This window comes from Candidatus Latescibacter sp. (assembly GCA_030692375.1).
In the GTDB taxonomy this organism is placed as follows: Bacteria; Latescibacterota; Latescibacteria; order Latescibacterales; family Latescibacteraceae; genus JAUYCD01.
This window is the reverse complement of sequence record JAUYCD010000263.1, coordinates 1-23,096: the sequence shown is the minus strand read 5'-3', so window position 1 is coordinate 23,096 and position 23,096 is coordinate 1. Positions and strand designations below refer to the sequence as shown.

The window sequence follows — 23,096 nt, the reverse complement described above, 5'->3', positions numbered from 1 at the left end:
GCCGAAGAGCGTGACCCCGCATACGAAGTTCAAGGGCCAGGTGTATGTATTGACCAAGGAAGAAGGGGGCCGTCATACGCCGTTTTTCACGGGCTACCGTCCGCAGTTTTACTTCCGGACGACGGATGTGACCGGGATTTTGCAATTGCCGGAAGGTATCGAGATGGTGATGCCCGGAGACAATATTCAGATATCCGCTGAACTGATCACACCCATCGCCATGAACGAGGGGCTGCGCTTCGCCATCCGCGAAGGCGGCCGTACCATCGGCTCCGGTGTGGTCACACAAATCATTGAATAGGCAGGAGAGAAATACGTGGCAAGTCAAAAAATAAGAATCAGACTGAAGGCGTATGACCATGCGTCGCTGGATCATTCGAGCGATGAGATTGTCAGAACGGCCAAGCGTACGGGCGCTCGTATTTCGGGACCGGTACCTCTACCTACGAAAAGGACGATCTATACAGTCCTGAGAAGCCCCTTTATCGACAAGAAGTCACGGGAGCAGTTCGAGACCCGCATTCACAAGAGACTGATAGACATTTACGATTCTAATCCTCAAACGGTTGATTCTCTTATGAAGCTCGACCTGCCGGCCGGTGTGGATATCGAGATCCAAGTTTGATAGAACAGGTGACAGAATGATTGGATTGATTGGTAAAAAAATTGGCATGACCCAGTTTTTCAAGGAGAACGGGGTTTTGTGTCCGGCCACGGCCATTGAGGTGGGTCCCTGTCCCGTAATAGCTGTCAAGAACAGCGCAAGCAGGGACGGCTACAATGCAGTGAAGCTCGGATTCTCCGAGTCGGAGAAAATTTCAAAACCGGAAAAGGGTCATTTTGCCAAGCTCAAACTTCCCGGGATGAAAGTCTTGAAGGAATTCCGGTTGGATAGTGTTGAAGAATACCAGCCGGGAATGGTTCTGAAAGCCGATATGTTCAAAACCGGTGAGATCGTGATGGTTAAAGGAACCACCAAGGGACGGGGATTTGCCGGAGTGGTCAAACGTCACCGGTTCAGCGGCGGCAAGGACAGCCACGGTGTTCGAGCCGGACGGATTCCCGGTTCCATGGGCGGCTCATCCGACCCTTCGAGGGTGTTCAAGGGAAAGAAGCTTCCGGGTCATTATGGCAATGCGAACTTTACCGTTCGCGGGCTGGAGGTGCTTCTGGTAGATCCCGAAAAGAATGTGATATTTGTAAAAGGCGCTGTTCCCGGCGCACGAAACGGTTTCGTTTTTGTAACCAAACAGGCTTGAGGTAGTGATGAAAACAGTTACGGTATACACAAAAGATGGCAGCGAAGCCGGGACAGTGGACCTGCCGGATGAAATATTCGGAATCGAGCCTTCCACGATCGCGATCTACCAGGTAGTCAAGGCGCACCTTGCAAACCGGCGTCAGGGCAACGCATCCACCAAGTCGAGAAGCGAGGTGAACGTCACCAAATCCAAGCCGTGGCGTCAGAAAGGTACCGGCCGCGCCCGCGCCGGAAGCGCAAACTCTTCCATCTGGGTAGGCGGAGGAATAGCATTCGGGCCGAAGCCGCGCAGTTACGACCAGCAGGTCAACCGTAAGGTCAAACGTCTTGGAATAAAGAGCGCGTACAGTATCAAGGCGGCGGAAGACAAGATCAAAGTGGTTGAGGATTTCACCCTGAGCGAGCCGAAAACCAGAGAGATGGTCAAAATGCTCAAGGCTTTGGGGTTGTCAGAAGGGAAAGTGATGTTCCTCACCGGGGCGAAGGATGATGTGCTCTACCGGTCTTCACGGAATATACCGACGCTTTCCATGATTGCCGCCGAGAATGCGAATACCTACGACATCATGAACTCGGATGTGGTTCTTTTTACCCGGACCGCGGTTGACCGTGTGAAGGAGGTATTGCTGTAATGGAAAAGAATATCATCAGGAAACCGGTCATCACGGAAAAAGCGACTCACTTGAAAGAGAAATCGAACAAGTATGTGTTCGAGGTCGAGCGAAACTGCAACAAGATAGAGATCAAGAAAGCGATTGAAGAGATTTTCAAAGTGACCGTAAAAGATGTCCATACCTATATAACACATGGGAAGATTAGAACTCGCGGCCGGTTCAAAGGCAGAAGGCCGGACTGGAAACGGGCAGTGGTTCTGCTGAAAGAAGGCGAATCCATTGAATTCTTTGAAGGAATATAGGAAAGGTTAATCATGGCTGTAAGAACATATAATCCGGTTACGCCTTCACGGCGGTTCATGTCCACTTCGGATTTCAGCGATATTACCTGCACTACACCGGAAAAATCCCTTCTTGCGCCGCTCTCCAGTTCCGGCGGCCGGAATTCCAACGGACGGATAACGGTGCGCAGAAGGGGCGGCGGTCATAAGCAATTCTACCGGATCATAGATTTCAAACGGGACAAGATCGGTATCCCGGCTAATGTGGATTCCATCCAGTATGATCCGAATCGTTCAGCCCGCATAGCACTTCTGGTTTACCGTGACGGTGAAAAGAGATACATTCTCGCACCGGACGGATTGAGTGTGGGGGATGTCCTTATGAGCGGTCCCGAAGCCGAGATTCGTACGGGGAATACGCTCCCTCTGTTACGGATTCCCCTCGGCAGCATGGTGCACGCCATCGAGATGAAGCCCGGCAAGGGCGCACAGGTTGCACGCAGCGCCGGAACAGGATGCCAGATCATGGCCCGTGAGGGCGGAATGGTCACAATCAAGATGCCTTCTTCCGAATTGCGTTTATTCCGTGAGGGATGCATGGCCACGGTCGGTCAGGTTGGCAACCTGGACCACTCCAACGAAGTGTGGGGCAAGGCCGGGAAGTCAAGATGGATGGGACACCGTCCCAAAGTCCGTGGGGTGGCGATGAATCCGCATGACCATCCGCACGGCGGAGGCGAAGGAAGATCCTCCGGCGGCCGTCACCCGGTAACACCGTGGGGGTTCCCCACAAAGGGCAAGAAAACCCGTGATAAAAAGAAGCAGTCAGGCAAGTTTATTCTGAAACGCAGACAAAAGTAAAAATGCAATAAGCGATTGAAGCAGTCAGGCGGCCAGGATGGTTCGCCGGCGGCTTATCGCTCCCACATGGAGGAGAAATCATGGCGCGGTCGGTAAAAAAGGGACCGTTTGTAGATGATCATTTAGTGAAGAAACTGCATGACCTGAACAGAAGAGGCGAAAAAAAGGTCATCAAGACATGGTCAAGGCGTTCGACCATAACTCCCGAGTTTATCGGCCACACCGTGGCGGTTCATAATGGAAACAAGTTTGTGCCGGTTTATGTGACTGAGAATATGGTGGGACACAAACTCGGTGAGTTTGCTCCCACCCGGACATATCGCGGTCACGGCGGAAGGATTGTTGAACGCGCCATTTCCCTTAAATAAAACAGTTGTATTCCGAGGATTCAATCATGCAGGCTGTTGCAAAAGCGCGATTTATCAGGGGTTCAGCCCGTAAGATGCGGCAGGTCATGGACCTGGTGCGGGGCAAGAAAGTGGAGGAGGCGCTGAATATTCTCCGGTTCACCCGCAAGAAAAGCGCCGCAGCGCTGGAAAAAGTGGTGAGAAGCGCAGTGGCGAACGCCCAGAATGTGTATGGCGATAAGATTCATGACCCGAACAAGCTCACCATAACCGAAGCCATGTGTGATGACGGACCGATGATGAAGCGGATCATGGCTCGTGCCATGGGAAGAGCATATCGGATACGAAAAAGAACGTGTCACATGAAAATAGTGGTAGTTGCCGAAGAGTAAAGGGGGTTTTAAATTTGGGACAGAAGACACATCCTGTAGGCTTCAGGCTGGGAATTTCAAAGACATGGGATTCGCGGTGGTTCAGCGAGCGGGATTTCAAGAAAAATCTCGAAGAAGATTTGACCCTGCGTAAGTATGTAGTAAAACGTCTAAACCGCGCGGGAATTTCCAAGGTGGAGATTGAAAGGCGCACCTCTAACCAGATAACCGTGAACATTCATACGGCGCGGCCGGGAATTGTCATCGGACGGAAAGGTATGGAGGTGGACAAGCTGCGGGATGAGCTGAAGCTTCTGACCAAAAAAGATATTTTTCTCAATATCATCGAGGTGAAGCACCCCGAACTCGAAGCAAAACTGGTTGCGGACAGCATTGCCCGTCAGCTCGAACAGCGTGTCAGCTTCCGCCGCGCCATGAAAAAGGCGGTAACTTCCGCCATGCGTCTCGGCGCCGAAGGCATCCGTGTAGCATGTTCCGGGAGGCTGGGGGGAGCGGAAATGGCCCGCCGCGAGCGCTACCTGGTGGGGAGGGTTCCTCTTCATACCCTCAGGGCGGATATCGATTATGCCACATCGACATCGTTCACCACATACGGCACGATTGGCGTAAAGGTGTGGATATCCAAAGGCGAAGTACTCAATCTGCAGGGGATTTCGAAGTAAAAAAAGGGTCCGGGATGTTGCGGATATTTACGGGATAGATGCCGAAACGGTTGCTAAAAGATGCGCTGCGCTTTCATCGTTCCCGCGAAGCGGCAACAAGTTCGGCATGACGTCATCCTGAACTCGTTCCAGGATCTATTTCTTCCCATGAATGCGCGTTTAAATTTGTCGTAGAATATATAAAAGAGGATACACTATCATGTTAATGCCAAAGAGGGTAAAACACCGTAAAGAGCAGCGCGGCAGGATGAGAGGAATCGCCTATCGCGGACGTGATGTTTCTTTCGGTGAATATGGACTTGCGGCCCTGGAGCCGGGCTGGATCACCGACCGTCAAATCGAGGCGGCCCGTGTGGCCATAACCCGTCATGTCAAGAGAAGCGGGAGGGTCTGGATTCGGATTTTTCCTGCGAAACCGGTTACAGTGAAGCCGGCAGAAACCCGTATGGGCAAAGGCAAGGGCGCGCCGGATCATTGGGTGGCGGTGGTGAAACCCGGAAGGGTATTGTTCGAGATGGAAGGGGTTGACATAAGTGTGGCGAAAGAAGCGATGCGTCTTGCGTCGCACAAACTCCCGATTAAAACCAAGTTTGTTGAACGACAGGAGTATGGGGGATAAATCATGAAACCTCGGGCGATTCGTGAAAAGATACTGGATGAGGTCAAGCATGATCTTTTGGCCGCAGAAGAGAATTTGAGAACCCTCAAGTTTCAACTGGTGACCTCCCAGCTTGAAAAGACCTCGCAGATCCGCATAATCAAACGTGAGATAGCCAGGTTAAAAACTGTTATTCGGGAACACGAACTGGGAATCCACACGGTGGGCGCTCCTGTACATGCTCCTGAAAGCAGCCGGTAATCAAAATACAAACTCCAGATGATCCGGGAGAGTGAGCAGGAAAGAAAAAAATGACAGAAGAAAGAGCACACAGAAAAGTCAGGTTGGGGCGGGTTACAAGCGATGCGAGCAACAAGACCATTACAGTCTCGGTTGCGCGTACCGTTCGTCATCCCCTTTATGGACGGGTAGTGAGAAAAAATAAAAAACTGATGGCGCACGACGAAAAAAACGATGCTCATATCGGAGATCTCGTCGAAGTGATGGAGACGAGGCCGCTTTCCAAAACCAAGCGCTGGCGGCTGGTCCGGGTTATGGAGCGGGCTAAATAATGAATGAGCCGATCTTATGGCGTTTTTCTTTGAAATAGATGCCGAAACAAGTTCGGCATGACACGTGTCATCCTGAACTCGTTTCAGGATCTATAGTTTCGCAATTATTTGTATCGTCAGAAATAAAGGGGTTGGCATGATTCAGGAATATTCCATATTGAAAGTGGCGGATAATACCGGAGCTCGCCGGGTGATGTGTTTCCGGGTTCTCGGAGGCACACATCGCAGATACGCATCAATCGGCGATATCATCGTCTGCTCGGTCCGTGACGCCGCTCCGAACGGGCAGTTTAAAAAAGGCGATGTGGCCCGTGCGGTGATTGTGAGAACAAAAAAAGCGATCAGACGGAAGGACGGCTCATACATCAAGTTTGATGATAATGCGGCAGTTATCATCGACGCCCAGAAGGAACCGAAAGGAACCCGTATTTTCGGGCCTGTGGCCAGAGAGCTCCGTGAAAAGCAGTATATGAAGATTATCTCGCTGGCGAGTGAAGTATTGTAAACGGGAGCTTCCGGCAATCAGTATTCCGCCTGTGTCAAAGTCGGCAGGAAGCTGGAGGCTGTCAGTAAAAAAGGTGATGGAATGAAAAGAATTCATAAAAGCGATCGGATAATCGTTTTGAGCGGCGATGACCGTGGAAAAGAAGGAGTGGTGCTCAAGGTAAACACGGCCAAGAACAAGGCTATCGTCCAGGGAATCAACTTTGTGAAAAGGCACCAGCGCCCCACAAAGGTAGCTCCCACAGGCGGAATTCTGGAAAAGGAAGCGCCGATTAACATGTCGAACCTTATGGTCATTTGCGGAAAATGCAATGCCGGTGTGAAAACGAGAACTGTTACGCTCAGCGATGGCAACAAGATAAGAACCTGTAAAAAATGCGGTGAGATGCTCATCGGTGAAAAGAAATAAAGAGCAGGCAGTCGGCGGGGAATTCTCACCATGCTCTCCGAGCGATTCATGTTCGGAACAGGCCGGTGGGAAGAAGCTGGCCGCCGGATGCTTAACCAGGGGTATTGATAATGGCACCGAGACTAAAAGAGAAATTTATTCAGGAAATTGCTCCCGCGCTTATGAAAGAGTTCAACTACAAGAGTCCGATGCAAATTCCGAAACTGTCCAAAATCGTGGTTAACATGGGAGTAGGTGAAGCGGTTCAGGATGTCAAGAACCTTGACGGCGCCATTCAGGATTTGACTATGATCGCAGGCCAGAAGCCGGTTATTCGCAGAGCCAAGAAATCCATATCCAATTTCAAGCTTCGTTCTGGCATGCCAATCGGGTGCATGGTGACCTTGCGCCATGAACGGATGTATGAATTTTTGGACCGGCTGTTAAGCTTCGCCATACCGAGGATCAGGGATTTCAGGGGAGTACCGGGACGTTCGTTTGATGGCCGTGGGAATTACACGCTCGGAGTGAAAGAGCAGATCATATTCCCCGAGGTTGACTTTGACAAGATCGATAAAACTCGGGGCATGGATATTACGTTCGTTACCACCGCAAAGAGAGATGAAGAGGCCAAAGCATTGCTGAAAGCCTTTGGCATACCTTTCAAAGATTAGTCGGGAAAATTAAGCGGGTACTTTCCGGCCCGAATTATTATTTTGAATAATTCAGACCGAAAGAAAAAAATTTAGTCTGGAGGTAATGCTTCCTTGGCGAAGAAAGCTCTGATAGTTAAACAAAAGAGGAAACCGAAGTTTTCTGCCCGGGCTTACAACCGCTGCTTTCGGTGCGGCAGGGCGCGGGCGTATATTCGGAAATTCGGTCTTTGCAGAATATGTTTTCGTGAATTGGCTCTGAAGGGTGAAATACCCGGAGTAACCAAGGCCAGTTGGTAGTGCAATCAACGTAGAACGAGGAGCGATTCAATGGGTATGACAGACCCTATCGCTGATATGCTGACAAGAATTCGGAATGGTTCCAAAGCAGGAAAGAAGTGGATAGATGTACCCGCTTCCAGGTTGAAGAAAGAATTGGCTCGAATTCTGTCGGAAGAGCATTTCATTGAGAAGTACAAATTCGTAGAGGATAAAAAGCAGGGAGAACTGCGATTGTACCTCAAGTATGACCATGATGAAGTGCCTATTATCAAGGGCATCAAGCGGGTGTCCAAGCCCGGTCTGAGGAGATACTCCCCTGCGGACGAGCTGCCGAGGGTTTTGAATGGACTTGGTATTGCTATCGTCACCACGTCCAACGGAGTAATGACAGACCGGGAGGCCAGAAAAAAAGGTGTGGGCGGAGAAGTTATCTGTTACGTGTGGTGATAGGTCATACTGTACGTCAGTACATGAATCAAGGAGACAGCCGTGTCGCGAATAGGTAAGCAGCCAATAAAAATTCCGGATGGGATAACGGTGAGAGTAGATGGCAATGTGCTCATCGCCAAAGGGGCCAAGGGACAGGTTCTGCAGGTTCCGTTTTCGGAAAAAATGAAAGTGTCCGTCGAAGGCGGCATGATCACGGTGCAGCCTGGAGTGCAGGAAAAAAAGATAAGCGCCCTATGGGGACTTACCCGGGCGCTTTTTTCCAATGCAGTGCAGGGTGTGTACAAAGAATGGGAAACAATTCTTGAGCTCCGGGGGGTCGGATACCGTGCGCAGCTAAAAGGTAAAGACCTTGACCTGCAGGTCGGGCAATCCCATCCGATCCTTATCACCCCGCCGCAGGGGATATCGTTTGCAGCGACTCAGGAAACGATCGAAGGACAAAACGTCAATGTTATCACGGTCAAGGGGATCGACAAGAAGCTGGTGGGGGATGTCGCCGCCAGAATACGCGATCTTCGGCCGCCTGAACCTTACAAGGGGAAGGGGATACGGTACCGCGGTGAATATGTGCGCAGGAAAACAGGCAAAGCTACCGGATAAACCCGGCAGCCGTCATATAGCGAGCACATACACAAAATATCAGGGAATCGCGAACTGCTTTCAGATTTCCAACGGAAAATCCGATTGTTTAACGTTGAAAGTATAGGAGTTTTATAAGGCGATGAAGCATCCCAAGAAAATCAAGATGATTGCAAGGGAGAAGAGAGCGAAACGGGTCCGGAAAAAGGTTTATGGGACTTCGGAGAGTCCACGGCTTACCGTTTACCGGAGCCTGAAGAACGTCTATGTTCAGTTAATCGATGATACGATGGGTGTTTCGCTTGTGGGGCTTTCTTCTTCCGGAAAAGAAATACAAGAGCATAAGATTGATGGAGGAAAAACGGGTATAGCCAGGTTGACCGGGAAGATGGTGGCTGAGAAAGCCAGAGAAAAGGGAATTACCAAAGCGGTTTTTGACCGTAACGGTTACATCTATCACGGTCGTGTCAAGGCGGTAGCGGAAGGCGCCCGTGAGGGTGGTTTGCAGTTTTAATAAGAGAGGGACGTACCATGTACGTCCGTAGTGAAGGAGAAGAAAAAGCTTGCCAAGAATGCAGCCAGTAGAAAGCGAATTCATTGAAAATGTGATCCATATCAGCCGGGTAGCCAAGGTTGTGAAAGGCGGAAGACGCTTTTCATTCAGCGCCCTGGTTTCGGTGGGAGACTCAAACGGCAGGGTGGGAATCGGTCTGGGAAAAGCATCGGAAGTCTCTGAAGCAATCCGTAAAGGTACGGAGAGCGCCAAGAAGAGCATGGTTACCGTTCCGGTTGAGAACGGGACCATTCCGCATGCGATACTGTCCAAGTATTCGGCGGCGGTGGTTCTGCTCAAACCTGCCGCTCCGGGAACGGGGATTATCGCCGGCAACGCGGTGCGCGCGGTGCTGGAGCCTGCCGGGATCAAAAATATTCTGGCGAAATCGCTCGGTTCATCCAATCCGCATAATGTGGTCAAAGCTACCATAAAGGGATTGCTGGAGCTGAAGGATGTGTATGCTGTATCCAAAATCCGTAACCTTCCGATAAACAGGATCAGATAACCACCGGTTACGTTTTCATGATATGGGATCAACAGAAATATTTATTCATTCGGGAGACAGGATGGCTAAACTGGTCATAAAGCAAATCCGCTCTACTATCGGAAGAAAAGAGAAACAGGAAAAGATTCTCCGGGCGCTGGGTATAACCCGGATGGGTATCGTGGTCAATCATGATGATACACCCCAGATTCGAGGGATGATCAACAAGGTGAGTCACCTTTTAAGTGTCACAGAAGTGGAGTAGGGGTTCAGCATGCTGAACCAATACCCCATACTTCACCAAAAATGTTGCGAGGGCTGAAGTGAAATTACATGAATTGATAATCCCGAAGGGCGCCACTGTAAAATCTACCAAAAGACGCGGCCAGGGTGCGGCATCCGGACAGGGCGGCACAGCCGGAAGAGGGCATAAGGGTCAGAAATCTCTTTCCGGTGGCAAGGTGCGCCGGGGGTTTGAAGGTGGCCAGATGCCGCTGATACGGAGAGTGCCGAAACGGGGATTTTTCAATATATTCCGAACTGAGTACGAAATTGTGAATGTGGCGGACATTGTGAAAAAAGGACTCTCAGGTGAGGTTACTCCCGAGGTTCTCAAATCCGCGGGTCTGGTGAGAAAGTCCGGATCGAAAGTGAAAATCCTGGGTGAGGGTGAAGTACAGAAGGCTTTGAACATCAAGGCCCATGCGTTTAGCCGGTCGGCCAAAGAAAAGATCGTAAACGCGGGCGGAACCGCTGAGGTAATTTAACGTGCTGGGATCTGTCGACAGTTTGTTTAAAATTCCGGATCTCCGGAAACGCCTGCTTTTCGTGCTCTTTATGGTCATAATCTATCGTCTTTGCAGCAGGGTGCCGATTCCGGGAATCGATCCCATGGAATTGAGATCGATAATGGGCGGGATGAGCAATACCCTGTTCGGAATGTACGATATGTTTGTGGGCGGCGCGTTTTCCAAAATGACCATTTTTGCCCTTGGAATCATGCCGTACATTTCAGCCTCGATCATCATCCAGCTTCTCGGCTCGGTGGTGCCATACTTCCAGAGACTGCAGAAGGAAGGCGATGAAGGCCGTAAAAAGATCACCCAGCTTACCCGGTACGGGACAGTTGTTCTTTCGGCGGCTCAGGCTTACGGTATTGCAGTGTGGCTCCAGAATATGCAGTCGCCTTCCGGAGGTTCCATTGTCACCAATACCGGCCCCGGGTTCCTCTTTCTCGTGATGGTCACTGTGGTGGCCGGTACCGTGTTCCTCATGTGGATGGGCGAGCAGCTCACCGAGCATGGGATCGGAAACGGTATCTCGATGATCATATTTTTCGGAATTATCGAAGCATTCCCGTTTGCGCTCCGGTCTGAATATGCGGAATTTATTGCAGGAGGCCGGAGCATTTTTATTGAAATCATTCTCCTTGCGTTCATGGTTGCGGTGACCGGATTCATAGTGGCGCTGACCCAGGGGCAGCGCAGGATACGGGTGCAGTATCCCAAAAAAGTTGTAGGCAGGAAGATTTACGGCGGCCAGTCGACTTATATTCCACTCAGGGTCAATACCGCCGGAGTTATTCCTATTATATTCGCCCAGGCGATCATGTTTGTTCCTCAGACGGTGGCGACCCTGGTTCCCTGGAAGTTTTTCCAGGATATAAAGGGATATTTCGATTATACCAGCATCGTGTACTGGATATTCTATGGCATGTTGATTCTCTTCTTTACATTTTTCTACACAGCCATTGTGTTTAACCCTGTAGACCTGGCTGATAATCTCAAAAAGTATGGCGCGGTCATTCCCCAGAAGCCGCCCGGAAAGAAAACCGCCGAACACATCGACAAAATTCTCACCCGTATTACCCTTCCGGGAGCAATTGCTCTGGCTTTGGTGGCGATCATGCCTTACTTCATTGTGAAGATCGCCAAGGTTAACTACTCATACGCACAGTTTTTCGGCGGAACAGGGCTGTTAATTGTAGTTGGTGTTGCGCTAGACTTTTTGCAGCAGATCGAGGCGAAGATGCTGGAACGGCACTATGATGGTCTCCTCAAAGGCGGCAGGCTGAGAGGAAGAAGGTAAAATGAAACTGATTCTCCTTGGCGGGCCGGGAGCAGGCAAAGGCACCCAGGCTGCAAAGCTGAAAGAATTCTTTGGCATTCCCCATATATCCACCGGAGAAATTCTCCGTGAAGCCAGAGCCAAAGGAACCGATCTTGGGCGCAAAGCGGCTGAATACATGGATGCCGGGAAATTGCTGCCGGATGATGTTATTCTCGGCATCATCGAGGGAAAAATGAAAACTCTTCCCGATGGTTTCCTTTTCGACGGTTTTCCCAGAACCATACCCCAGTCAGAAGGACTCGACCGTCTTTTGGAAAAACAGGGCAAGTCACTTGACGGAGTGATATCCGTCGAAGTCCCCGATGAGGTGGTACTATCACGTCTGCTCAAAAGGGCCACGATAGAGGGACGAAGCGATGACAACCGTGAAACGATTGAGAATCGGCACCGGATATATTACCAGCAAACCGAACCTTTGAAATCATACTACCGTAAACGAGGTATTCTGAAAGTCGTTGATGGCCTCGGGACTGTGGAAGAGGTATTTGTCAGGATAAAGGCTGTTCTTGAATGATTCACATCCGGTCTGAGAGGGAGATCGAAAAGCTCCGCTCCGTTTGCCGTCTGGCGGCGGAGACCATGGAGATCGTTCGTGATGAAGTCCGGGCTGGAACAACCACGTTACATATATCAGAAAAGGCTCGTAAGTTCATAGAATCGCACGGAGCGCAGGCGGCGTTTCTGGGGTACAACGGATTTCCGGGCGCCATCTGCGTTTCGGTGAATGACGAGGTGGTTCATGGAATTCCGGGGGAGCGGGTTTTAGAGGAAAGTGACATAGTAAAGATCGATCTCGGCGCCTATAAGGATGGTTTTTACGGTGATATGGCGCGGGTCTACCCGGTCGGCGGAATATCGAAGGAAGCGACTTATCTGATTGAGACTACAAGCCGGGCTTTTTTTGAAGGGGCCGGAAAAGCGGTGCCCGGGAACCATATCGGAGATATAGGCGGGGCGGTGCAGAACCTGGTGGAAGCTCTCGGATACAGTGTTGTACGGGCATTGGTGGGGCACGGCATTGGGCGCAGGCTGCATGAAGAACCGCAGATACCAAATTTCACGACACCCCGGAATCCGGGAGCGCTTCTCAAAGCCGGGATGGTGCTCGCCATCGAACCGATGGTGAATGCCGGAACATGGGAAGTGGAAACCCTGGAAGATAATTGGACGGTGGTTACCGCGGATGGAAAACTCTCAGCCCACTATGAAAATACCTGTGTGGTGCGGGATGGTTTCCCGGAGATTTTAACGCTCATGAATGGAGAAGAAATATGGCCAAAGACGAAACAATAACAGCGGAAGGTGTTGTTGCCGAGTCTTTACCGAACGCAACGTTCAAGGTAAAGCTAGAGAACGGCCATCTCATTCTCGCTCATATATCCGGCAAGATGCGAATGAATTTTATCAAGATTCTGCCGGGTGACAAGGTGACTGTGGAGATTTCGGTTTACGACCTTTCCAAGGGACGTATTGTATACCGTCACAAATGATTTTAAAATAAAGGTGTGATATCATGAAAGTTAAAGCATCTATCAAAAAACGGTGCAACCAGTGCAAGCTGGTAAAGCGCAAAGGGGTGTTACGGATCATCTGCATCAATCCCCGTCACAAGCAGAGGCAGGGTTGATAGAAAAAAATACGTAATGAAATCTTTCGTCATGTATGATTAACAACGGAAGAATATTCAGAATATGGAGGAGTAACAAGTGGCTCGCATCGCAGGGATTGACCTGCCCAGGGAAAAAAGGACCGAAGTTGCGCTTACACGGATATACGGTATAGGGCCGTCGCTGGCAAAGAAGATTTGCGCAGAAGCAGTGATTCCGGAATCTTCACGGGTGCATAATCTTACGGAAGAGCAGATAAACAAGATTCGTACCGTGATTGAAGATAATTACAAGGTCGAAGGTGTTCTTCGCAGCGAGGTCACAATGAACATCAGGCGGCTTTTGGATATAGGATCCTACCGTGGATTGCGTCATCGCCGCGGGCTTCCCGTACATGGGCAGAGAACGAAAACGAATGCACGGACCCGTAAAGGGCCCCGGCGCACGGTAGCAGGAAAGAAAAAGTAATAAACGAATGCCGAATCATGTTTTAGAAAAGTAAAGTGGCTTGACCGTTCGAGACAAGATAAACATGATTCATCGTTCATGATGCATACAAAAATAGAGGAGGTTCCGGATTGGCAGCACCAAGAAAGCGGACCAAGAAAAAAGAGAGCAGGGTTGAACCGGTTGGAGTGGCGCACATCCAGGCCACATTCAACAACACCATTGTAACCATTACCGACAAAAACGGCGCCACCATATCCTGGGCATCCGCAGGGAAGGTGGGTTTCAAGGGCTCCCGTAAGTCTACGCCGTTTGCGGCGCAAACCGCAGCCGAAAGCTCGGCGAAAGATGCGATGGCGCTCGGACTCAGGAAAGTAGAGGTACTGGTAAAAGGACCCGGCGTAGGACGTGAGGCGGCTGTCCGGTCACTCCAGGCAGCGGGTTTGGAGATTTCGGCGATTCGGGATGTTACTCCCATTCCTCACAATGGTTGCAGGCCTCCCAAGAGGCGCAGAGTATAACGGAGAGATTATATGGCAAGATACAGAGGTCCGTTGGTAAAGAAATCGAGAAGACTGGGTATCGCTCTTTCGGACAAAGCGGCGCGGATAATGGAAAAGCGACCTAATCCTCCCGGACAGCATGGGGGCAAGGCAGGCCGCAAGCTTTCCGATTATGGTAAACATCTTCTGGAGAAACAGCGTATTCGGTATGTGTATGGTCTTTTGGAAAAGCAGTTTCGGAATTATGTAATCAAAGCGATGAGCAGGAAAGGGGTAGCCGGAGAGAACCTGCTCCAGATGCTGGAAACCCGTCTGGACAACATGATATACAGGGCCGGTTTTGCACACACCATGAGAGAAGCCAGGCAATTGGTAGTTCATAAGCATGTGATGATAAACGACAAGATGGTGAATGTGCCTTCGTTCCAGGTGAAGCCGGGAATGAAAATCCGAATAGCCGAAAGCATGCAGAATAATCCGCAGGTTCGGGAAGCGATAGGGAAAACTGCCGCAGGCGGCAGTTCCTACCTGGAAGTTTCCCGTCCGGATCTGAGTTTTATATTGTTGTCAGTTCCATCACGGGATATGATTCCGGTGGAATTAAATGAAAATTTGGTAATTGAGTTCTACTCCAAGTAAGGGTTCATTAGAAAGGACCTCTATGGTAAGACTCTTTGTCATATCCTTTTCGAAAGGTGTGATACCTCTATGAAATGGAAAAGTCTCCATATGCCGAAGGGCATAGAAATTGATGAGTCAACCCTCACCGGGTTTTATGGGAAGTTTGTACTGCAGCCTTTGGAAAGAGGTTTCGGCATTACACTCGGTAATGTGCTCAGACGTGTACTGCTTTCCTCGATCCAGGGGGCTGCTATAGATTCAATAAGGTTTGATAACGTTCATCACGAATTCTCCACTCTTCCCGGCGTGGTTGAAGATATTCCGGAGATCATTCTTAACCTGAAAGAAGTTGATATAAAACTCCATTCGGATCAACCGGTGGAGATATTTCTGGACATAAAGGGGCCGCATAATCTTGTTGCCAGCGACCTCGCGCTCGATCCCCGTATCGAGATCATGAATCCGGAGCATCATATTGCAGAAATTGATGCAGATGGCGTTTTCAAAGCGGACATTCTCATAAATGACGGGAGAGGATACGTTCCGACAGACGAAAAAACTCTTGGGGACCGCCCCCTTGATACCATATTGATAGATTCGATATACAGCCCGATTCGTAAAGTGAATTATCAGGTAGGCAATGCCCGTATCGGACATCGAACCGATTATGATAAATTGACTCTTGAGGTATGGACGAACAGGACCATAAAGCCTTCTGATGCATTGGCCTATGCCGCCAAGATCATCACCGATCACCTGAAGCTGTTCATCACCTTCGATGAAGATTTCGCTGAGATCGACGATGAAAGCATCGATGAAGAGAAAGTGCGGATCGCCAATCTGCTCGATATGCCGGTGGATGAGATGGAGCTCTCGGTGCGGTCATCGAATTGTCTGAAAGCTGCGGGAATCAAGCGCATTCGTGATCTGGTTACCCGGACTGAGGCTGATATGCTCAAATACCGTAATTTCGGCCGGAAATCTCTTTCCGAGCTTGCCGAAGTTCTGACCGCAATGAGTCTGTCGTTCGGGATCGATGTTTCGGTATATGATGCTGAGCTGGCCAAGGTCCAGAAAAGTAGAAAGGCAGGATAAGACGTAAATGAGGCATCTAAAAGTCGGCCGGAAGCTATCCAGGCGCAGAGAACATAGAATTGCAATGCTGGCGAATCTCGCCTCTTCGCTGGTGAAGAACGGAAATGTCCGTACCACGGACGCCAAGGCGAAAGAAATCAGGCCTTTTGTAGAGAAGATGGTTACTTTTGCGAAGCGGGGAGATCTTCATGCCCGCCGTATCGTGCTTTCCAGGCTGAAGGATCCTGCGGCGGTCAAAAAGCTTTTTGATGAGTATGGTCCGAAGTTTGCCACCCGGTTAGGCGGATATACCCGCATTCTCAAACTGGGATTCAGGCATGGGGATAACGCGCCGGTCTCTCTCATCGAATTTGTCGGTGAAGAGAAGGTGAAAATTTCAGCCAAGAAAACAAAAGCTGCCGGAAAAAAGAAAAAGGAAGATTTGGGAAAGCCGGTCGGAGAAGTTGTGAATAAAGCGGAGAAATAAAAAAACAGTCGATATCTTCGATACAGAATAAGCAGGGGTGTGGAACAATAACTGTCCGCACCCCTTTTCTGTGGTGATTTCATACTTCTCCGTATTATATTTATCCGAGTATGTGATCTGGTAAGTATTTCTTGACAATATCATAGTATGATTGCACAATTAGATCCTGAAACGAGTTCAGGATGTAGCGGACTCTTCGACAGGCTCAGAGCCCGCTGACCGAGCACTGAGCTTGTCGAAGTGCACATGTCATGCCGAACTAGTTGCCGCTTTGCGGGAACGATGAAACCGTTTCGGCATCTATCTGTATATCGTGTCATGCCCAAAAGGTTTCCCGCTTATTCATCGAAAAGTAGGGCAACAGTTCCAAATCCGGAAATTAACCTTTTTACAGTATGCAAGGAAACAATGAACGATAATCTTTATACTCGATTTGAACAGCGGTTCGGATCGGAATACATCGATCTTTCGGCCAATCCTCCGGTAATTGTACCGCGGGATGAAAACCTGCTCGCCGAGATTGTTCGTTTTCTTTCCGCCGAAAAAACTGGCGGCGTCACGGTAAGGGGCGGAGGAACATATGCCGATTCTATCCCCGGCAACGGAACAGTCCTTCTTTCGCTCTCCCGGATGGACAGGGTGAAAGAGGTGAATCCCGGCGATTTTCTCATAGTGGCCCAGGCCGGGGCAGTGGTTGACGAGGCGGTCGGGGCGGGAGTTCGATCCGGTCTTCTTCTGCCGCTGGATATCACTTCCGGAAAAGAGTCCACCCTGGGCGGGGCGTACATGACCGCCGCTGTCGGCCCCTATGCAGCCGGTTACGGTGACTTCCGGGATTATGTTATCGGAGCGAAATGCATAACCGCCAAGGGCGACGCAGTTACTTTCGGCGGCCGTACCACCAAGAATGTCACCGGATACGAGATCACTCGCTTCCTGGCCGGGACGAGAGGACTGTTTGCAATAGCTGTGGAGCTGACTTTGAAAGTCCTTCCTCTGCCGGAGGTGCGGACCATGGTGGCTGCACGCTTCAGCAAGTGCGAGAACCTCACGAAGGCGATTAACGCTGTCCATAACCTGGGGTTTGCGGTCAAACGATTCGAATTAACTGCAGAAAACGGCCTGAAAGGTGAAATACTGGCCGGTGTTGGAATAGAGGGGATGGAACCTCTGGTCAAACGTGAGATTCAGGCAGCGGAGAAAATCCTCTTTGAGTCCGGAGCGGATTCAGTGCATGAAGAACAGCCGGAAATTTTCATGGAGAAGCGCCGCGCAATCGCCCTTAACCTGGCCGGGGAAGGGCTTGTTACCATCTCGATTCCGCCCTCGGCGTCGGGGAGCATACTGGGTACACTCCGGCGGGAATTCCCGGAGGCGCCTCTCTTCGGACATCCTCTGATCGGAAGATTCCACCTTCTTTTACGTGGCGAGCAGCCAGTGCTGCGGCTTAATAATAAGGTCCTCGCGGTCGGGGGGAATATCCCTGCCGTATGGGGTCATGCGGCGCGGGAAGGCCTTTCGAGCCTTCTGACTCCGGCGGAGAGGGTTGTCGCCATTGCGTTGAAAAAAGAACTAGACCCCAAAGGAATGCTCAATCCCGGGCTGAGATTGTAAAAAAGCCCTCACCCCCTGCCCCCTCTCCCAAAAGCGGGCAAGGGGGCAAGGAATTGAACACTTAATAATTATCCAGGTATGTCATTAGATAAGGTTAGTGATTGTATCTATAGATGCCGAAACGGTTTCATCGTTCCCGCGAAGCGGCAACAAGTTCGGCATGACACGTGCACTTCGACAAGCTCAGTGCTCGGTCAGCGGGCTCTGAGCCTGTCGAAGAGTCCGCGTCATCCTGAACTCGTTTCAGGATCTAAATTGACTGATTTATCACGGTAATCCTTTAATCCTGAAAATCATGGTTCAGACAATATATCTTTAGCAAACTTTCCGAGAGATAGATTATTTTGAAACGTAATGACATTCTTACTCTAACCATAGACAGGCTTTCTCCCGACGGCTATGGAATATCCGAAGCGGAAGGGCGCGCCATAAAGGTACCGGGCGCAATTCCGGGGGACGAAGTCAGCGTCCGGGTCGCGAGTGTGAAACGTCACACGGCCCTGGTACAACTCGAAAAGATTCTTTCCGGGGAAGTGAAGCGTCGTGACCCCTTCTGCCCGCATTTCGGAATCTGCGGCGGCTGCCGCTGGCAGGATATCCCCTATCCGGTCCAGTGCCGACTGAAAGAGGAGATTGTGCGTTCCGCTCTTGCCGGAGTACCGGGAATCGGGCCGGTGGAAGAGATACCGTTTACTCCCTCGCCGGATGAGTTCTATTACCGGAACAAGATGGAGTTCTCCTTCGATTCACCTCCCGGTTCCGGCCTGACCATGCTGGGCCTGCACGAGGCGGGGAAGTTCGACCGAGTGTTCGACGTGCATTCCTGCCGTCTTGAGTCGGAGCTGTCCAATAAGGTGATAGAGGTGGTGCGAAGCTTTGCGGAAGAGCGGAAGCTTTCCGTTTACGGGCTGAAAACTCATGCGGGCCTCCTCCGGTACTTAGTGATCCGCGACGGCAAGAATACCGGGGAGTTGATGGTCAACCTGGTGACCTCCGGAGAAGAATTCGCGCAGGCGGAGGAGTTTGCCGAGCGGATTACCGGCGCATTCCCGGAAGTTTCGTCTCTTCACCTGAACATCAACCGGAGTCCGGGAAGTACTGCGACCGGCCAGGAACGGCGGACGCTCCGTGGCGCGGAAACGATCAGTGAGCGGATCGGAGAATTCACCTTCTCTATCTCGCCGGATGCGTTCTTCCAGACGAACACCTTACAGGCGGAGAATCTGTTTGATACCATCAGGGAATTCAGCGGCCTCACCGGCGCGGAAAACCTCCTTGACCTTTACTGCGGCACGGGAACAATCGGGATTTACCTGGCCGGGTGGGCGAAAACGGTGACCGGGGTGGAGATTTCGAAAGACGCGGTACGGGACGCTAAAACAAACGCCGAAATAAACGGCGCGGAGAACTGCACCTTTATCGCTGGCGCGGCGGAAGATGTTCTGGACGAGCAGGGAGAGAAATTCGAAGTGGTGGTCTGCGATCCGCCGAGGGCAGGCATTCATCCCCGGGCGCTGTACAGCCTCGTCCGGATGCGCATCCCGCGCATGGTGTATGTTTCCTGCAACATCAAGACGCTTCCCGGCGACCTTGAAATGCTCGGCCTGGCCGGATACCGGCTGAAAAACATCCGGGCGTTCGACATGTCCCCCCACACGCCGCATGTAGAGACGGCGGCGCTGTTGGAAATCTAAAAAGTCGCCCCGACATATTATTTCATCAGAACCATTTTCCCATGGCGGATAAAGTCTCCCGCTTTGAACCGGTAGAGATAGACATTGCTCCCTAGAGAATTTCCTTTCGCGTCGGTTCCGTTCCAGACAACGCGGTGCATTCCCGCGGGTTTTATCTTGTTTTCCAATGATACGACTTTCCTGCCGAGAATATCATAGACATCAAAGGAAACATGGCATTCCCGCGGCAGGGAATAGGTAATGGTTGTGACCGCGTTGAACGGATTGGGAGAATTGGGAAAGAGAACGAACTGTCCGGGCAGGGGAGCATCCACCGCGGTGGCGAAGGTGGTGTCCGCACGGGCGCGGTAAACGTCCTGCCCTTTCCGGTAGAGGTCGAACATCCTTTTTTTATGCTCCGGTGTGTCGAAATGGTTGGCGGAATCGAGGCGGGCTATGTGCTTGTCGATCCAGTCTACGAAGAAGAGCGCATCTTTCCGTGACCGGATCGGCTTATTGTCCACAGTTACATACACCGGGGCGGTGTGTGCGTTGCCGTAGAACATGCTCACCGGATTTCCCTCAACCCGCGCCGCTATCCAGGAGCTTTTTGTCAGGGGAATTTCCACTGACAGAACGGCTTCCCTGCTTCCGCCGAACGATTGAGAAACGGCGGTTTCCCCGTTAACCAGGATATAGACGGTTTTGATTCCACCCATCCAGCGCGCATCCGCACGGACGCTGACCTTTGCAGTTCCGTTCATTGACTTGAGGGTGAGGTCGGCGCCGGGCATTTCCCCGTTGACCGTGAGGAACAGCGCAGCGCCGGTCGAGACGAAACTCCGCCCTTTCACCGATTCCCGCACCCAGTCGGAGAAACTCAGGTCGTCATTCTGGCCGGGAACCTGGACATAGCACCTGACTCTGCCGGGATACACTCCAAAGGAGCTTCCGATAAAATTACTATCGGTTCCGGCATAGGGAGGAACTTTGAATCCGCAGTTGAGCAGTTTGTACCACACATAACGGTTCCAGGTGTCGCACTGGTCGTAGATATAAATCTGCATGCCGTCCATCTTGCCAAGCGCAATGTCCACCGGAGCTTCATAGGCGGTATTCCTCTCGTACGGGTGCTCCGGAGGCAGGGTAAAAGGCTCATACCCGGGGAACGGGTGACAGGCCAGGATAATGCCGCCCAAAGAATGCGCTTCCTCGCAGAAATCCAGTGCAGGAGGATAAGAAAAGCGGTAGGGGCAATTGAGAACTGTATAATATCCGTTCCCATATGCGGAAAGAGGGCGGGAACAGTTCATGGTGATCATATGATTTTGCCAAGAAGCAGACCGCCATTCTTCGCCGATAACCAAAGGATAGAACGGGATTGAGAAGGGGAACTTGTCCGTCCTCCAGTATTGGTAATCCCATGTGCGGTTGCCATCGCCCAGAGCATCGAACTGGAGGATGTTGAGGTCCTCGCCGAGCTGGGCGTAATAGATACCACGAGGGTCCAGGCTCCCGTCCGCGATAACTTGATTGTCGCAGGAATACCAGCCCAACTCTTTCAGGTGAATCCACCGTTTCAGGGAATATTCCAGAGGGGTAAGCAGGTTTTTAGAAATTTCCACCGTTTTGCCCAGGACAGGTTCGTATTCGGTGCCACGGTACAGGTAAATCGTAGCGGTTCCGGCGGGAACAACGAGCGTCGTGTCGCCGGGGGTGTAAAAAAACAGCCGGTTGTTGGACATGATCCCTTTCGGACCCCAATACTGGCCATCGGAAGCGATGATCTGTACTCTGCAGGGGAGCAGTTCTCCGGTGTCCTGGTCGCGGGTGATCAGGTGTACGGTCACCCGCACCGGTTCTTTCGGCGGATTCCCCATCACATAGACGGGGATTTTCCGGTCGGCAAGCTGGATGGTCAAATACGCCTGTTCTTCATCCGTGGTCATGGGGGAAAAGGTGATCGTTATGACGAGGCTGTCGGACGGCGGCACAACCCCGGACTCCGGGCTGACTTTGAACCGGTCGTTCGTGATGCCGATTCGCTCTATGGAAACCGGTTTTGAACCGCCGTTCCTGATGGTGACCGTGGCTGTCCCGGTTTCGTTCGGCCTGATGTCCTGTATTTTGATTAGAGAAGAAGAGACGGAGAGGGTTTCCATCCTCCCGGTGTTCCGTAAATCCCCGTGGAATTTCGGCCAGGGGGTACGGGCTATACCCGCTCCCGTACCGGTGTCGAGGGCGTATATATACCCGTCCGAAGAAACGCAGTACAGAATCCCTCTTTCATCGATCGTTGCGCCGGTTGTCCAAAGGGGGCCTCCGGTTTTGTACCGCCATTTCAATGCGCCGCCGGGATCGAGCGCATACATATACCCGTCATCCGAGCCGACATATATCGTTCCGTCGCTTCCGATCACCGGATGACAACCGTAATTCTTATTCTGAACGTCATACTTCCAGAGCAGGGTGCCGTCAGGATTCAATGCATAAAAAAACGTGTCGCAGGATTCGAAATAGATGACGCCGTTTTCTCCGAGCGCGGGTGAAGAACCGATTTTTCCTGCCGTCCTGTATTTCCATTTCAGTGTCCCGTCAGATGAGATCGAATACAGGTACCCGTCCCAGGAGCCGATGTACAGGACGCCGTCATAACCTGCCGCTACGGAAGACCAGTTAATGGCGCCGCCGGTTGCATGTTTCCATCTGAGGCTGCCCTGCGAGGTGAGAGAGTACACCATGCCGTTCGTGTCACCGAAATTAACCGAGCCGTCGATGGAAATGAGCGGCGAGGAGCCAATTTCCGCACCCGCTGCGAATTTCCACTTGAGGGTCCCATCGGGATTGAGCGCGTACAGGTTTTTGTCGTACGAGCCGAACAGGATCGTCCCGCCTGCTGCCAATGCGGGAGTGGAACGTATCAATCCGCCGGTCTGATAACGCCAAAGCAGCTTCCCGTCCGGAGAGAGCGCATAAAAATAGGTGTCGAAAGAACCGAAATAAATGGTTCCGTCATCCTGGATGGCCGGAGAATCGTCGATCGCGCCTCCGGTCTGGTACTTCCATTTTAGTCCGCCTTCGGGTTTGATCGCATAGAGATTCCGGTTGCTGCTTCCGAAATAAATGGTTCCGTCGAGTCCGATCGCCGGCGATGATGCGGCATAACCTCCCAGTGCGGGGAATCTCCAGAGAAGATCCCCGGGCGACGCCCATATTTTCAGGGAGGTAAAAGCCAGAACGGCGCAAACGATCACCGAAACTTTCATGAAGGAATTTTTCATGATATGAAGATAGAGACTTTGCGGAAGGAAATCAAGGGCTTCGGCATGAAAATGTGACAGAGAGGCGTTAGGGTCGCGCAATCGGCAGCATGGCAAACCGGCCGGAATAAACCCTGCCCCTGGCGGTGTGCACTTCCTTGAGCAGTCCCTTCAGTATAACCGGGTCTCCGAAATG

General features: G+C 51.3%; 35 protein-coding genes. 34 read left to right on the top strand and 1 reads right to left on the bottom strand.

What is annotated here, in order from left to right:
* The 34 genes from tuf to rlmD all read left to right on the top strand — a co-directional run.
* A partial coding sequence (gene tuf / locus Q8O92_15830; GenBank protein ID MDP2984789.1) for an elongation factor Tu occupies positions 1-301 on the top strand: 301 nt, incomplete at its 5' end.
* 15 nt (positions 302-316) lie between these two features.
* On the top strand, positions 317-625 hold the full coding sequence (rpsJ, locus tag Q8O92_15825) for a 30S ribosomal protein S10 (GenBank protein MDP2984788.1): 309 nt from the start codon (positions 317-319) through the stop codon (positions 623-625).
* 16 nt (positions 626-641) lie between these two features.
* Positions 642-1,259, top strand: a complete 618-nt coding sequence (gene rplC, locus Q8O92_15820) for a 50S ribosomal protein L3 (protein ID MDP2984787.1) — start codon at positions 642-644, stop codon at positions 1,257-1,259.
* 7 nt (positions 1,260-1,266) lie between these two features.
* Positions 1,267-1,893 carry a 50S ribosomal protein L4 gene (gene rplD / locus Q8O92_15815; protein ID MDP2984786.1) on the top strand — a complete coding sequence of 209 codons (627 nt, stop codon included), beginning with the start codon at positions 1,267-1,269 and terminating at the stop codon, positions 1,891-1,893.
* The gene (locus Q8O92_15810; GenBank protein MDP2984785.1) at positions 1,893-2,177 is read left to right on the top strand and encodes a 50S ribosomal protein L23; all 285 of its coding nucleotides are present in this window, start codon (positions 1,893-1,895) and stop codon (positions 2,175-2,177) included. The genes rplD and Q8O92_15810 overlap by 1 nt, the downstream gene beginning before the upstream one ends.
* Before the next feature lie 12 nt (positions 2,178-2,189).
* Entirely contained in the window at positions 2,190-3,017 is an 828-nt protein-coding gene (rplB, locus tag Q8O92_15805) for a 50S ribosomal protein L2 (protein MDP2984784.1), read from the top strand.
* Between the two features lie 80 nt (positions 3,018-3,097).
* Entirely contained in the window at positions 3,098-3,385 is a 288-nt protein-coding gene (rpsS, locus tag Q8O92_15800; GenBank protein MDP2984783.1) for a 30S ribosomal protein S19, read from the top strand.
* Between the two features lie 26 nt (positions 3,386-3,411).
* A complete protein-coding gene (rplV, locus tag Q8O92_15795) occupies positions 3,412-3,756 on the top strand; it encodes a 50S ribosomal protein L22 (protein ID MDP2984782.1) in 345 nt (114 codons plus the stop codon).
* Between the two features lie 14 nt (positions 3,757-3,770).
* Positions 3,771-4,418 (top strand): 30S ribosomal protein S3, encoded by a 648-nt coding sequence (rpsC, locus tag Q8O92_15790; GenBank protein MDP2984781.1) that lies wholly within the window; start codon positions 3,771-3,773, stop codon positions 4,416-4,418.
* A 199-nt stretch (positions 4,419-4,617) separates the two neighbouring features.
* Positions 4,618-5,037, top strand: coding sequence for a 50S ribosomal protein L16 (gene rplP, locus Q8O92_15785; GenBank protein MDP2984780.1), 420 nt, complete (start codon positions 4,618-4,620; stop codon positions 5,035-5,037).
* 3 nt (positions 5,038-5,040) lie between these two features.
* Positions 5,041-5,277 carry a 50S ribosomal protein L29 gene (gene rpmC / locus Q8O92_15780; protein ID MDP2984779.1) on the top strand — a complete coding sequence of 79 codons (237 nt, stop codon included), beginning with the start codon at positions 5,041-5,043 and terminating at the stop codon, positions 5,275-5,277.
* A 50-nt stretch (positions 5,278-5,327) separates the two neighbouring features.
* A complete protein-coding gene (rpsQ, locus tag Q8O92_15775) occupies positions 5,328-5,588 on the top strand; it encodes a 30S ribosomal protein S17 (GenBank protein MDP2984778.1) in 261 nt (86 codons plus the stop codon).
* 136 nt (positions 5,589-5,724) lie between these two features.
* Entirely contained in the window at positions 5,725-6,093 is a 369-nt protein-coding gene (gene rplN / locus Q8O92_15770; GenBank protein MDP2984777.1) for a 50S ribosomal protein L14, read from the top strand.
* Positions 6,094-6,174: 81 nt separating this feature from the next.
* Entirely contained in the window at positions 6,175-6,501 is a 327-nt protein-coding gene (gene rplX, locus Q8O92_15765) for a 50S ribosomal protein L24 (protein MDP2984776.1), read from the top strand.
* Positions 6,502-6,611: 110 nt separating this feature from the next.
* Positions 6,612-7,154, top strand: a complete 543-nt coding sequence (rplE, locus tag Q8O92_15760) for a 50S ribosomal protein L5 (protein ID MDP2984775.1) — start codon at positions 6,612-6,614, stop codon at positions 7,152-7,154.
* A 93-nt stretch (positions 7,155-7,247) separates the two neighbouring features.
* The gene (locus Q8O92_15755; protein ID MDP2984774.1) at positions 7,248-7,433 is read left to right on the top strand and encodes a type Z 30S ribosomal protein S14; all 186 of its coding nucleotides are present in this window, start codon (positions 7,248-7,250) and stop codon (positions 7,431-7,433) included.
* A 30-nt stretch (positions 7,434-7,463) separates the two neighbouring features.
* A complete protein-coding gene (gene rpsH / locus Q8O92_15750; GenBank protein MDP2984773.1) occupies positions 7,464-7,862 on the top strand; it encodes a 30S ribosomal protein S8 in 399 nt (132 codons plus the stop codon).
* A 42-nt stretch (positions 7,863-7,904) separates the two neighbouring features.
* The gene (rplF, locus tag Q8O92_15745) at positions 7,905-8,465 is read left to right on the top strand and encodes a 50S ribosomal protein L6 (protein MDP2984772.1); all 561 of its coding nucleotides are present in this window, start codon (positions 7,905-7,907) and stop codon (positions 8,463-8,465) included.
* 121 nt (positions 8,466-8,586) lie between these two features.
* Positions 8,587-8,958 (top strand): 50S ribosomal protein L18, encoded by a 372-nt coding sequence (gene rplR / locus Q8O92_15740; GenBank protein MDP2984771.1) that lies wholly within the window; start codon positions 8,587-8,589, stop codon positions 8,956-8,958.
* 58 nt (positions 8,959-9,016) lie between these two features.
* Complete coding sequence (gene rpsE / locus Q8O92_15735; GenBank protein ID MDP2984770.1) at positions 9,017-9,505, top strand: 30S ribosomal protein S5; 489 nt, start codon at positions 9,017-9,019, stop codon at positions 9,503-9,505.
* A 61-nt stretch (positions 9,506-9,566) separates the two neighbouring features.
* A complete protein-coding gene (rpmD, locus tag Q8O92_15730) occupies positions 9,567-9,749 on the top strand; it encodes a 50S ribosomal protein L30 (protein ID MDP2984769.1) in 183 nt (60 codons plus the stop codon).
* A gap of 58 nt (positions 9,750-9,807) precedes the next feature.
* Positions 9,808-10,251 (top strand): 50S ribosomal protein L15, encoded by a 444-nt coding sequence (rplO, locus tag Q8O92_15725; protein ID MDP2984768.1) that lies wholly within the window; start codon positions 9,808-9,810, stop codon positions 10,249-10,251.
* A gap of 1 nt (position 10,252) precedes the next feature.
* On the top strand, positions 10,253-11,572 hold the full coding sequence (secY, locus tag Q8O92_15720) for a preprotein translocase subunit SecY (GenBank protein ID MDP2984767.1): 1,320 nt from the start codon (positions 10,253-10,255) through the stop codon (positions 11,570-11,572).
* Position 11,573: 1 nt separating this feature from the next.
* Positions 11,574-12,128, top strand: a complete 555-nt coding sequence (locus Q8O92_15715) for an adenylate kinase (GenBank protein MDP2984766.1) — start codon at positions 11,574-11,576, stop codon at positions 12,126-12,128.
* A complete protein-coding gene (map, locus tag Q8O92_15710) occupies positions 12,125-12,907 on the top strand; it encodes a type I methionyl aminopeptidase (protein ID MDP2984765.1) in 783 nt (260 codons plus the stop codon). The genes Q8O92_15715 and map overlap by 4 nt, the downstream gene beginning before the upstream one ends.
* Positions 12,886-13,104, top strand: coding sequence for a translation initiation factor IF-1 (infA, locus tag Q8O92_15705; protein MDP2984764.1), 219 nt, complete (start codon positions 12,886-12,888; stop codon positions 13,102-13,104). Before map ends, infA begins: the two co-directional genes overlap by 22 nt.
* Positions 13,105-13,127: 23 nt before the next feature.
* Positions 13,128-13,241: a 50S ribosomal protein L36 gene (gene rpmJ, locus Q8O92_15700; protein ID MDP2984763.1), complete on the top strand. Its 114-nt coding sequence runs from the start codon at positions 13,128-13,130 to the stop codon at positions 13,239-13,241.
* Between the two features lie 79 nt (positions 13,242-13,320).
* The gene (rpsM, locus tag Q8O92_15695) at positions 13,321-13,689 is read left to right on the top strand and encodes a 30S ribosomal protein S13 (GenBank protein ID MDP2984762.1); all 369 of its coding nucleotides are present in this window, start codon (positions 13,321-13,323) and stop codon (positions 13,687-13,689) included.
* 110 nt (positions 13,690-13,799) lie between these two features.
* Positions 13,800-14,189, top strand: coding sequence for a 30S ribosomal protein S11 (gene rpsK, locus Q8O92_15690; GenBank protein ID MDP2984761.1), 390 nt, complete (start codon positions 13,800-13,802; stop codon positions 14,187-14,189).
* 12 nt (positions 14,190-14,201) lie between these two features.
* On the top strand, positions 14,202-14,810 hold the full coding sequence (rpsD, locus tag Q8O92_15685) for a 30S ribosomal protein S4 (GenBank protein ID MDP2984760.1): 609 nt from the start codon (positions 14,202-14,204) through the stop codon (positions 14,808-14,810).
* Positions 14,811-14,879: 69 nt separating this feature from the next.
* A complete protein-coding gene (locus Q8O92_15680; protein MDP2984759.1) occupies positions 14,880-15,887 on the top strand; it encodes a DNA-directed RNA polymerase subunit alpha in 1,008 nt (335 codons plus the stop codon).
* A 7-nt stretch (positions 15,888-15,894) separates the two neighbouring features.
* Positions 15,895-16,353 carry a 50S ribosomal protein L17 gene (gene rplQ / locus Q8O92_15675; protein MDP2984758.1) on the top strand — a complete coding sequence of 153 codons (459 nt, stop codon included), beginning with the start codon at positions 15,895-15,897 and terminating at the stop codon, positions 16,351-16,353.
* Between the two features lie 408 nt (positions 16,354-16,761).
* The gene (locus Q8O92_15670; GenBank protein MDP2984757.1) at positions 16,762-17,967 is read left to right on the top strand and encodes an FAD-binding oxidoreductase; all 1,206 of its coding nucleotides are present in this window, start codon (positions 16,762-16,764) and stop codon (positions 17,965-17,967) included.
* Positions 17,968-18,311: 344 nt separating this feature from the next.
* The gene (gene rlmD / locus Q8O92_15665) at positions 18,312-19,661 is read left to right on the top strand and encodes a 23S rRNA (uracil(1939)-C(5))-methyltransferase RlmD (GenBank protein ID MDP2984756.1); all 1,350 of its coding nucleotides are present in this window, start codon (positions 18,312-18,314) and stop codon (positions 19,659-19,661) included.
* A gap of 17 nt (positions 19,662-19,678) precedes the next feature.
* Here rlmD and Q8O92_15660 read toward each other — a convergent pair whose 3' ends face one another.
* Positions 19,679-22,906 (bottom strand): PQQ-binding-like beta-propeller repeat protein, encoded by a 3,228-nt coding sequence (locus tag Q8O92_15660; protein MDP2984755.1) that lies wholly within the window; start codon positions 22,904-22,906, stop codon positions 19,679-19,681.
* Between the last annotated feature and the right edge of the window lie 190 nt (positions 22,907-23,096).

What these genes read in the sequence shown, in the direction of transcription:
- map (MDP2984765.1), top strand. Translation starts at nt 12,125, where the DNA reads ATGATTCACATCCGGTCTGAGAGGGAGATCGAAAAGCTCCGCTCCGTT.
- rplD (MDP2984786.1), top strand. Translation starts at nt 1,267, where the DNA reads ATGAAAACAGTTACGGTATACACAAAAGATGGCAGCGAAGCCGGGACA.
- rplP (MDP2984780.1), top strand. Translation starts at nt 4,618, where the DNA reads ATGTTAATGCCAAAGAGGGTAAAACACCGTAAAGAGCAGCGCGGCAGG.
- Q8O92_15680 (MDP2984759.1), top strand. Translation starts at nt 14,880, where the DNA reads ATGAAATGGAAAAGTCTCCATATGCCGAAGGGCATAGAAATTGATGAG.
- Q8O92_15810 (MDP2984785.1), top strand. Translation starts at nt 1,893, where the DNA reads ATGGAAAAGAATATCATCAGGAAACCGGTCATCACGGAAAAAGCGACT.
- rpsS (MDP2984783.1), top strand. Translation starts at nt 3,098, where the DNA reads ATGGCGCGGTCGGTAAAAAAGGGACCGTTTGTAGATGATCATTTAGTG.
- rpsQ (MDP2984778.1), top strand. Translation starts at nt 5,328, where the DNA reads ATGACAGAAGAAAGAGCACACAGAAAAGTCAGGTTGGGGCGGGTTACA.
- Q8O92_15670 (MDP2984757.1), top strand. Translation starts at nt 16,762, where the DNA reads ATGAACGATAATCTTTATACTCGATTTGAACAGCGGTTCGGATCGGAA.
- rplE (MDP2984775.1), top strand. Translation starts at nt 6,612, where the DNA reads ATGGCACCGAGACTAAAAGAGAAATTTATTCAGGAAATTGCTCCCGCG.
- Q8O92_15715 (MDP2984766.1), top strand. Translation starts at nt 11,574, where the DNA reads ATGAAACTGATTCTCCTTGGCGGGCCGGGAGCAGGCAAAGGCACCCAG.
- rpsE (MDP2984770.1), top strand. Translation starts at nt 9,017, where the DNA reads ATGCAGCCAGTAGAAAGCGAATTCATTGAAAATGTGATCCATATCAGC.
- rplN (MDP2984777.1), top strand. Translation starts at nt 5,725, where the DNA reads ATGATTCAGGAATATTCCATATTGAAAGTGGCGGATAATACCGGAGCT.
- rplV (MDP2984782.1), top strand. Translation starts at nt 3,412, where the DNA reads ATGCAGGCTGTTGCAAAAGCGCGATTTATCAGGGGTTCAGCCCGTAAG.
- rpmC (MDP2984779.1), top strand. Translation starts at nt 5,041, where the DNA reads ATGAAACCTCGGGCGATTCGTGAAAAGATACTGGATGAGGTCAAGCAT.
- rplB (MDP2984784.1), top strand. Translation starts at nt 2,190, where the DNA reads ATGGCTGTAAGAACATATAATCCGGTTACGCCTTCACGGCGGTTCATG.
- rplQ (MDP2984758.1), top strand. Translation starts at nt 15,895, where the DNA reads ATGAGGCATCTAAAAGTCGGCCGGAAGCTATCCAGGCGCAGAGAACAT.
- rplR (MDP2984771.1), top strand. Translation starts at nt 8,587, where the DNA reads ATGAAGCATCCCAAGAAAATCAAGATGATTGCAAGGGAGAAGAGAGCG.
- rpsD (MDP2984760.1), top strand. Translation starts at nt 14,202, where the DNA reads ATGGCAAGATACAGAGGTCCGTTGGTAAAGAAATCGAGAAGACTGGGT.
- infA (MDP2984764.1), top strand. Translation starts at nt 12,886, where the DNA reads ATGGCCAAAGACGAAACAATAACAGCGGAAGGTGTTGTTGCCGAGTCT.
- Q8O92_15660 (MDP2984755.1), bottom strand. Translation starts at nt 22,906, where the DNA reads ATGAAAGTTTCGGTGATCGTTTGCGCCGTTCTGGCTTTTACCTCCCTG.
- rpsH (MDP2984773.1), top strand. Translation starts at nt 7,464, where the DNA reads ATGGGTATGACAGACCCTATCGCTGATATGCTGACAAGAATTCGGAAT.
- rplX (MDP2984776.1), top strand. Translation starts at nt 6,175, where the DNA reads ATGAAAAGAATTCATAAAAGCGATCGGATAATCGTTTTGAGCGGCGAT.
- rpmJ (MDP2984763.1), top strand. Translation starts at nt 13,128, where the DNA reads ATGAAAGTTAAAGCATCTATCAAAAAACGGTGCAACCAGTGCAAGCTG.
- rplC (MDP2984787.1), top strand. Translation starts at nt 642, where the DNA reads ATGATTGGATTGATTGGTAAAAAAATTGGCATGACCCAGTTTTTCAAG.
- rpmD (MDP2984769.1), top strand. Translation starts at nt 9,567, where the DNA reads ATGGCTAAACTGGTCATAAAGCAAATCCGCTCTACTATCGGAAGAAAA.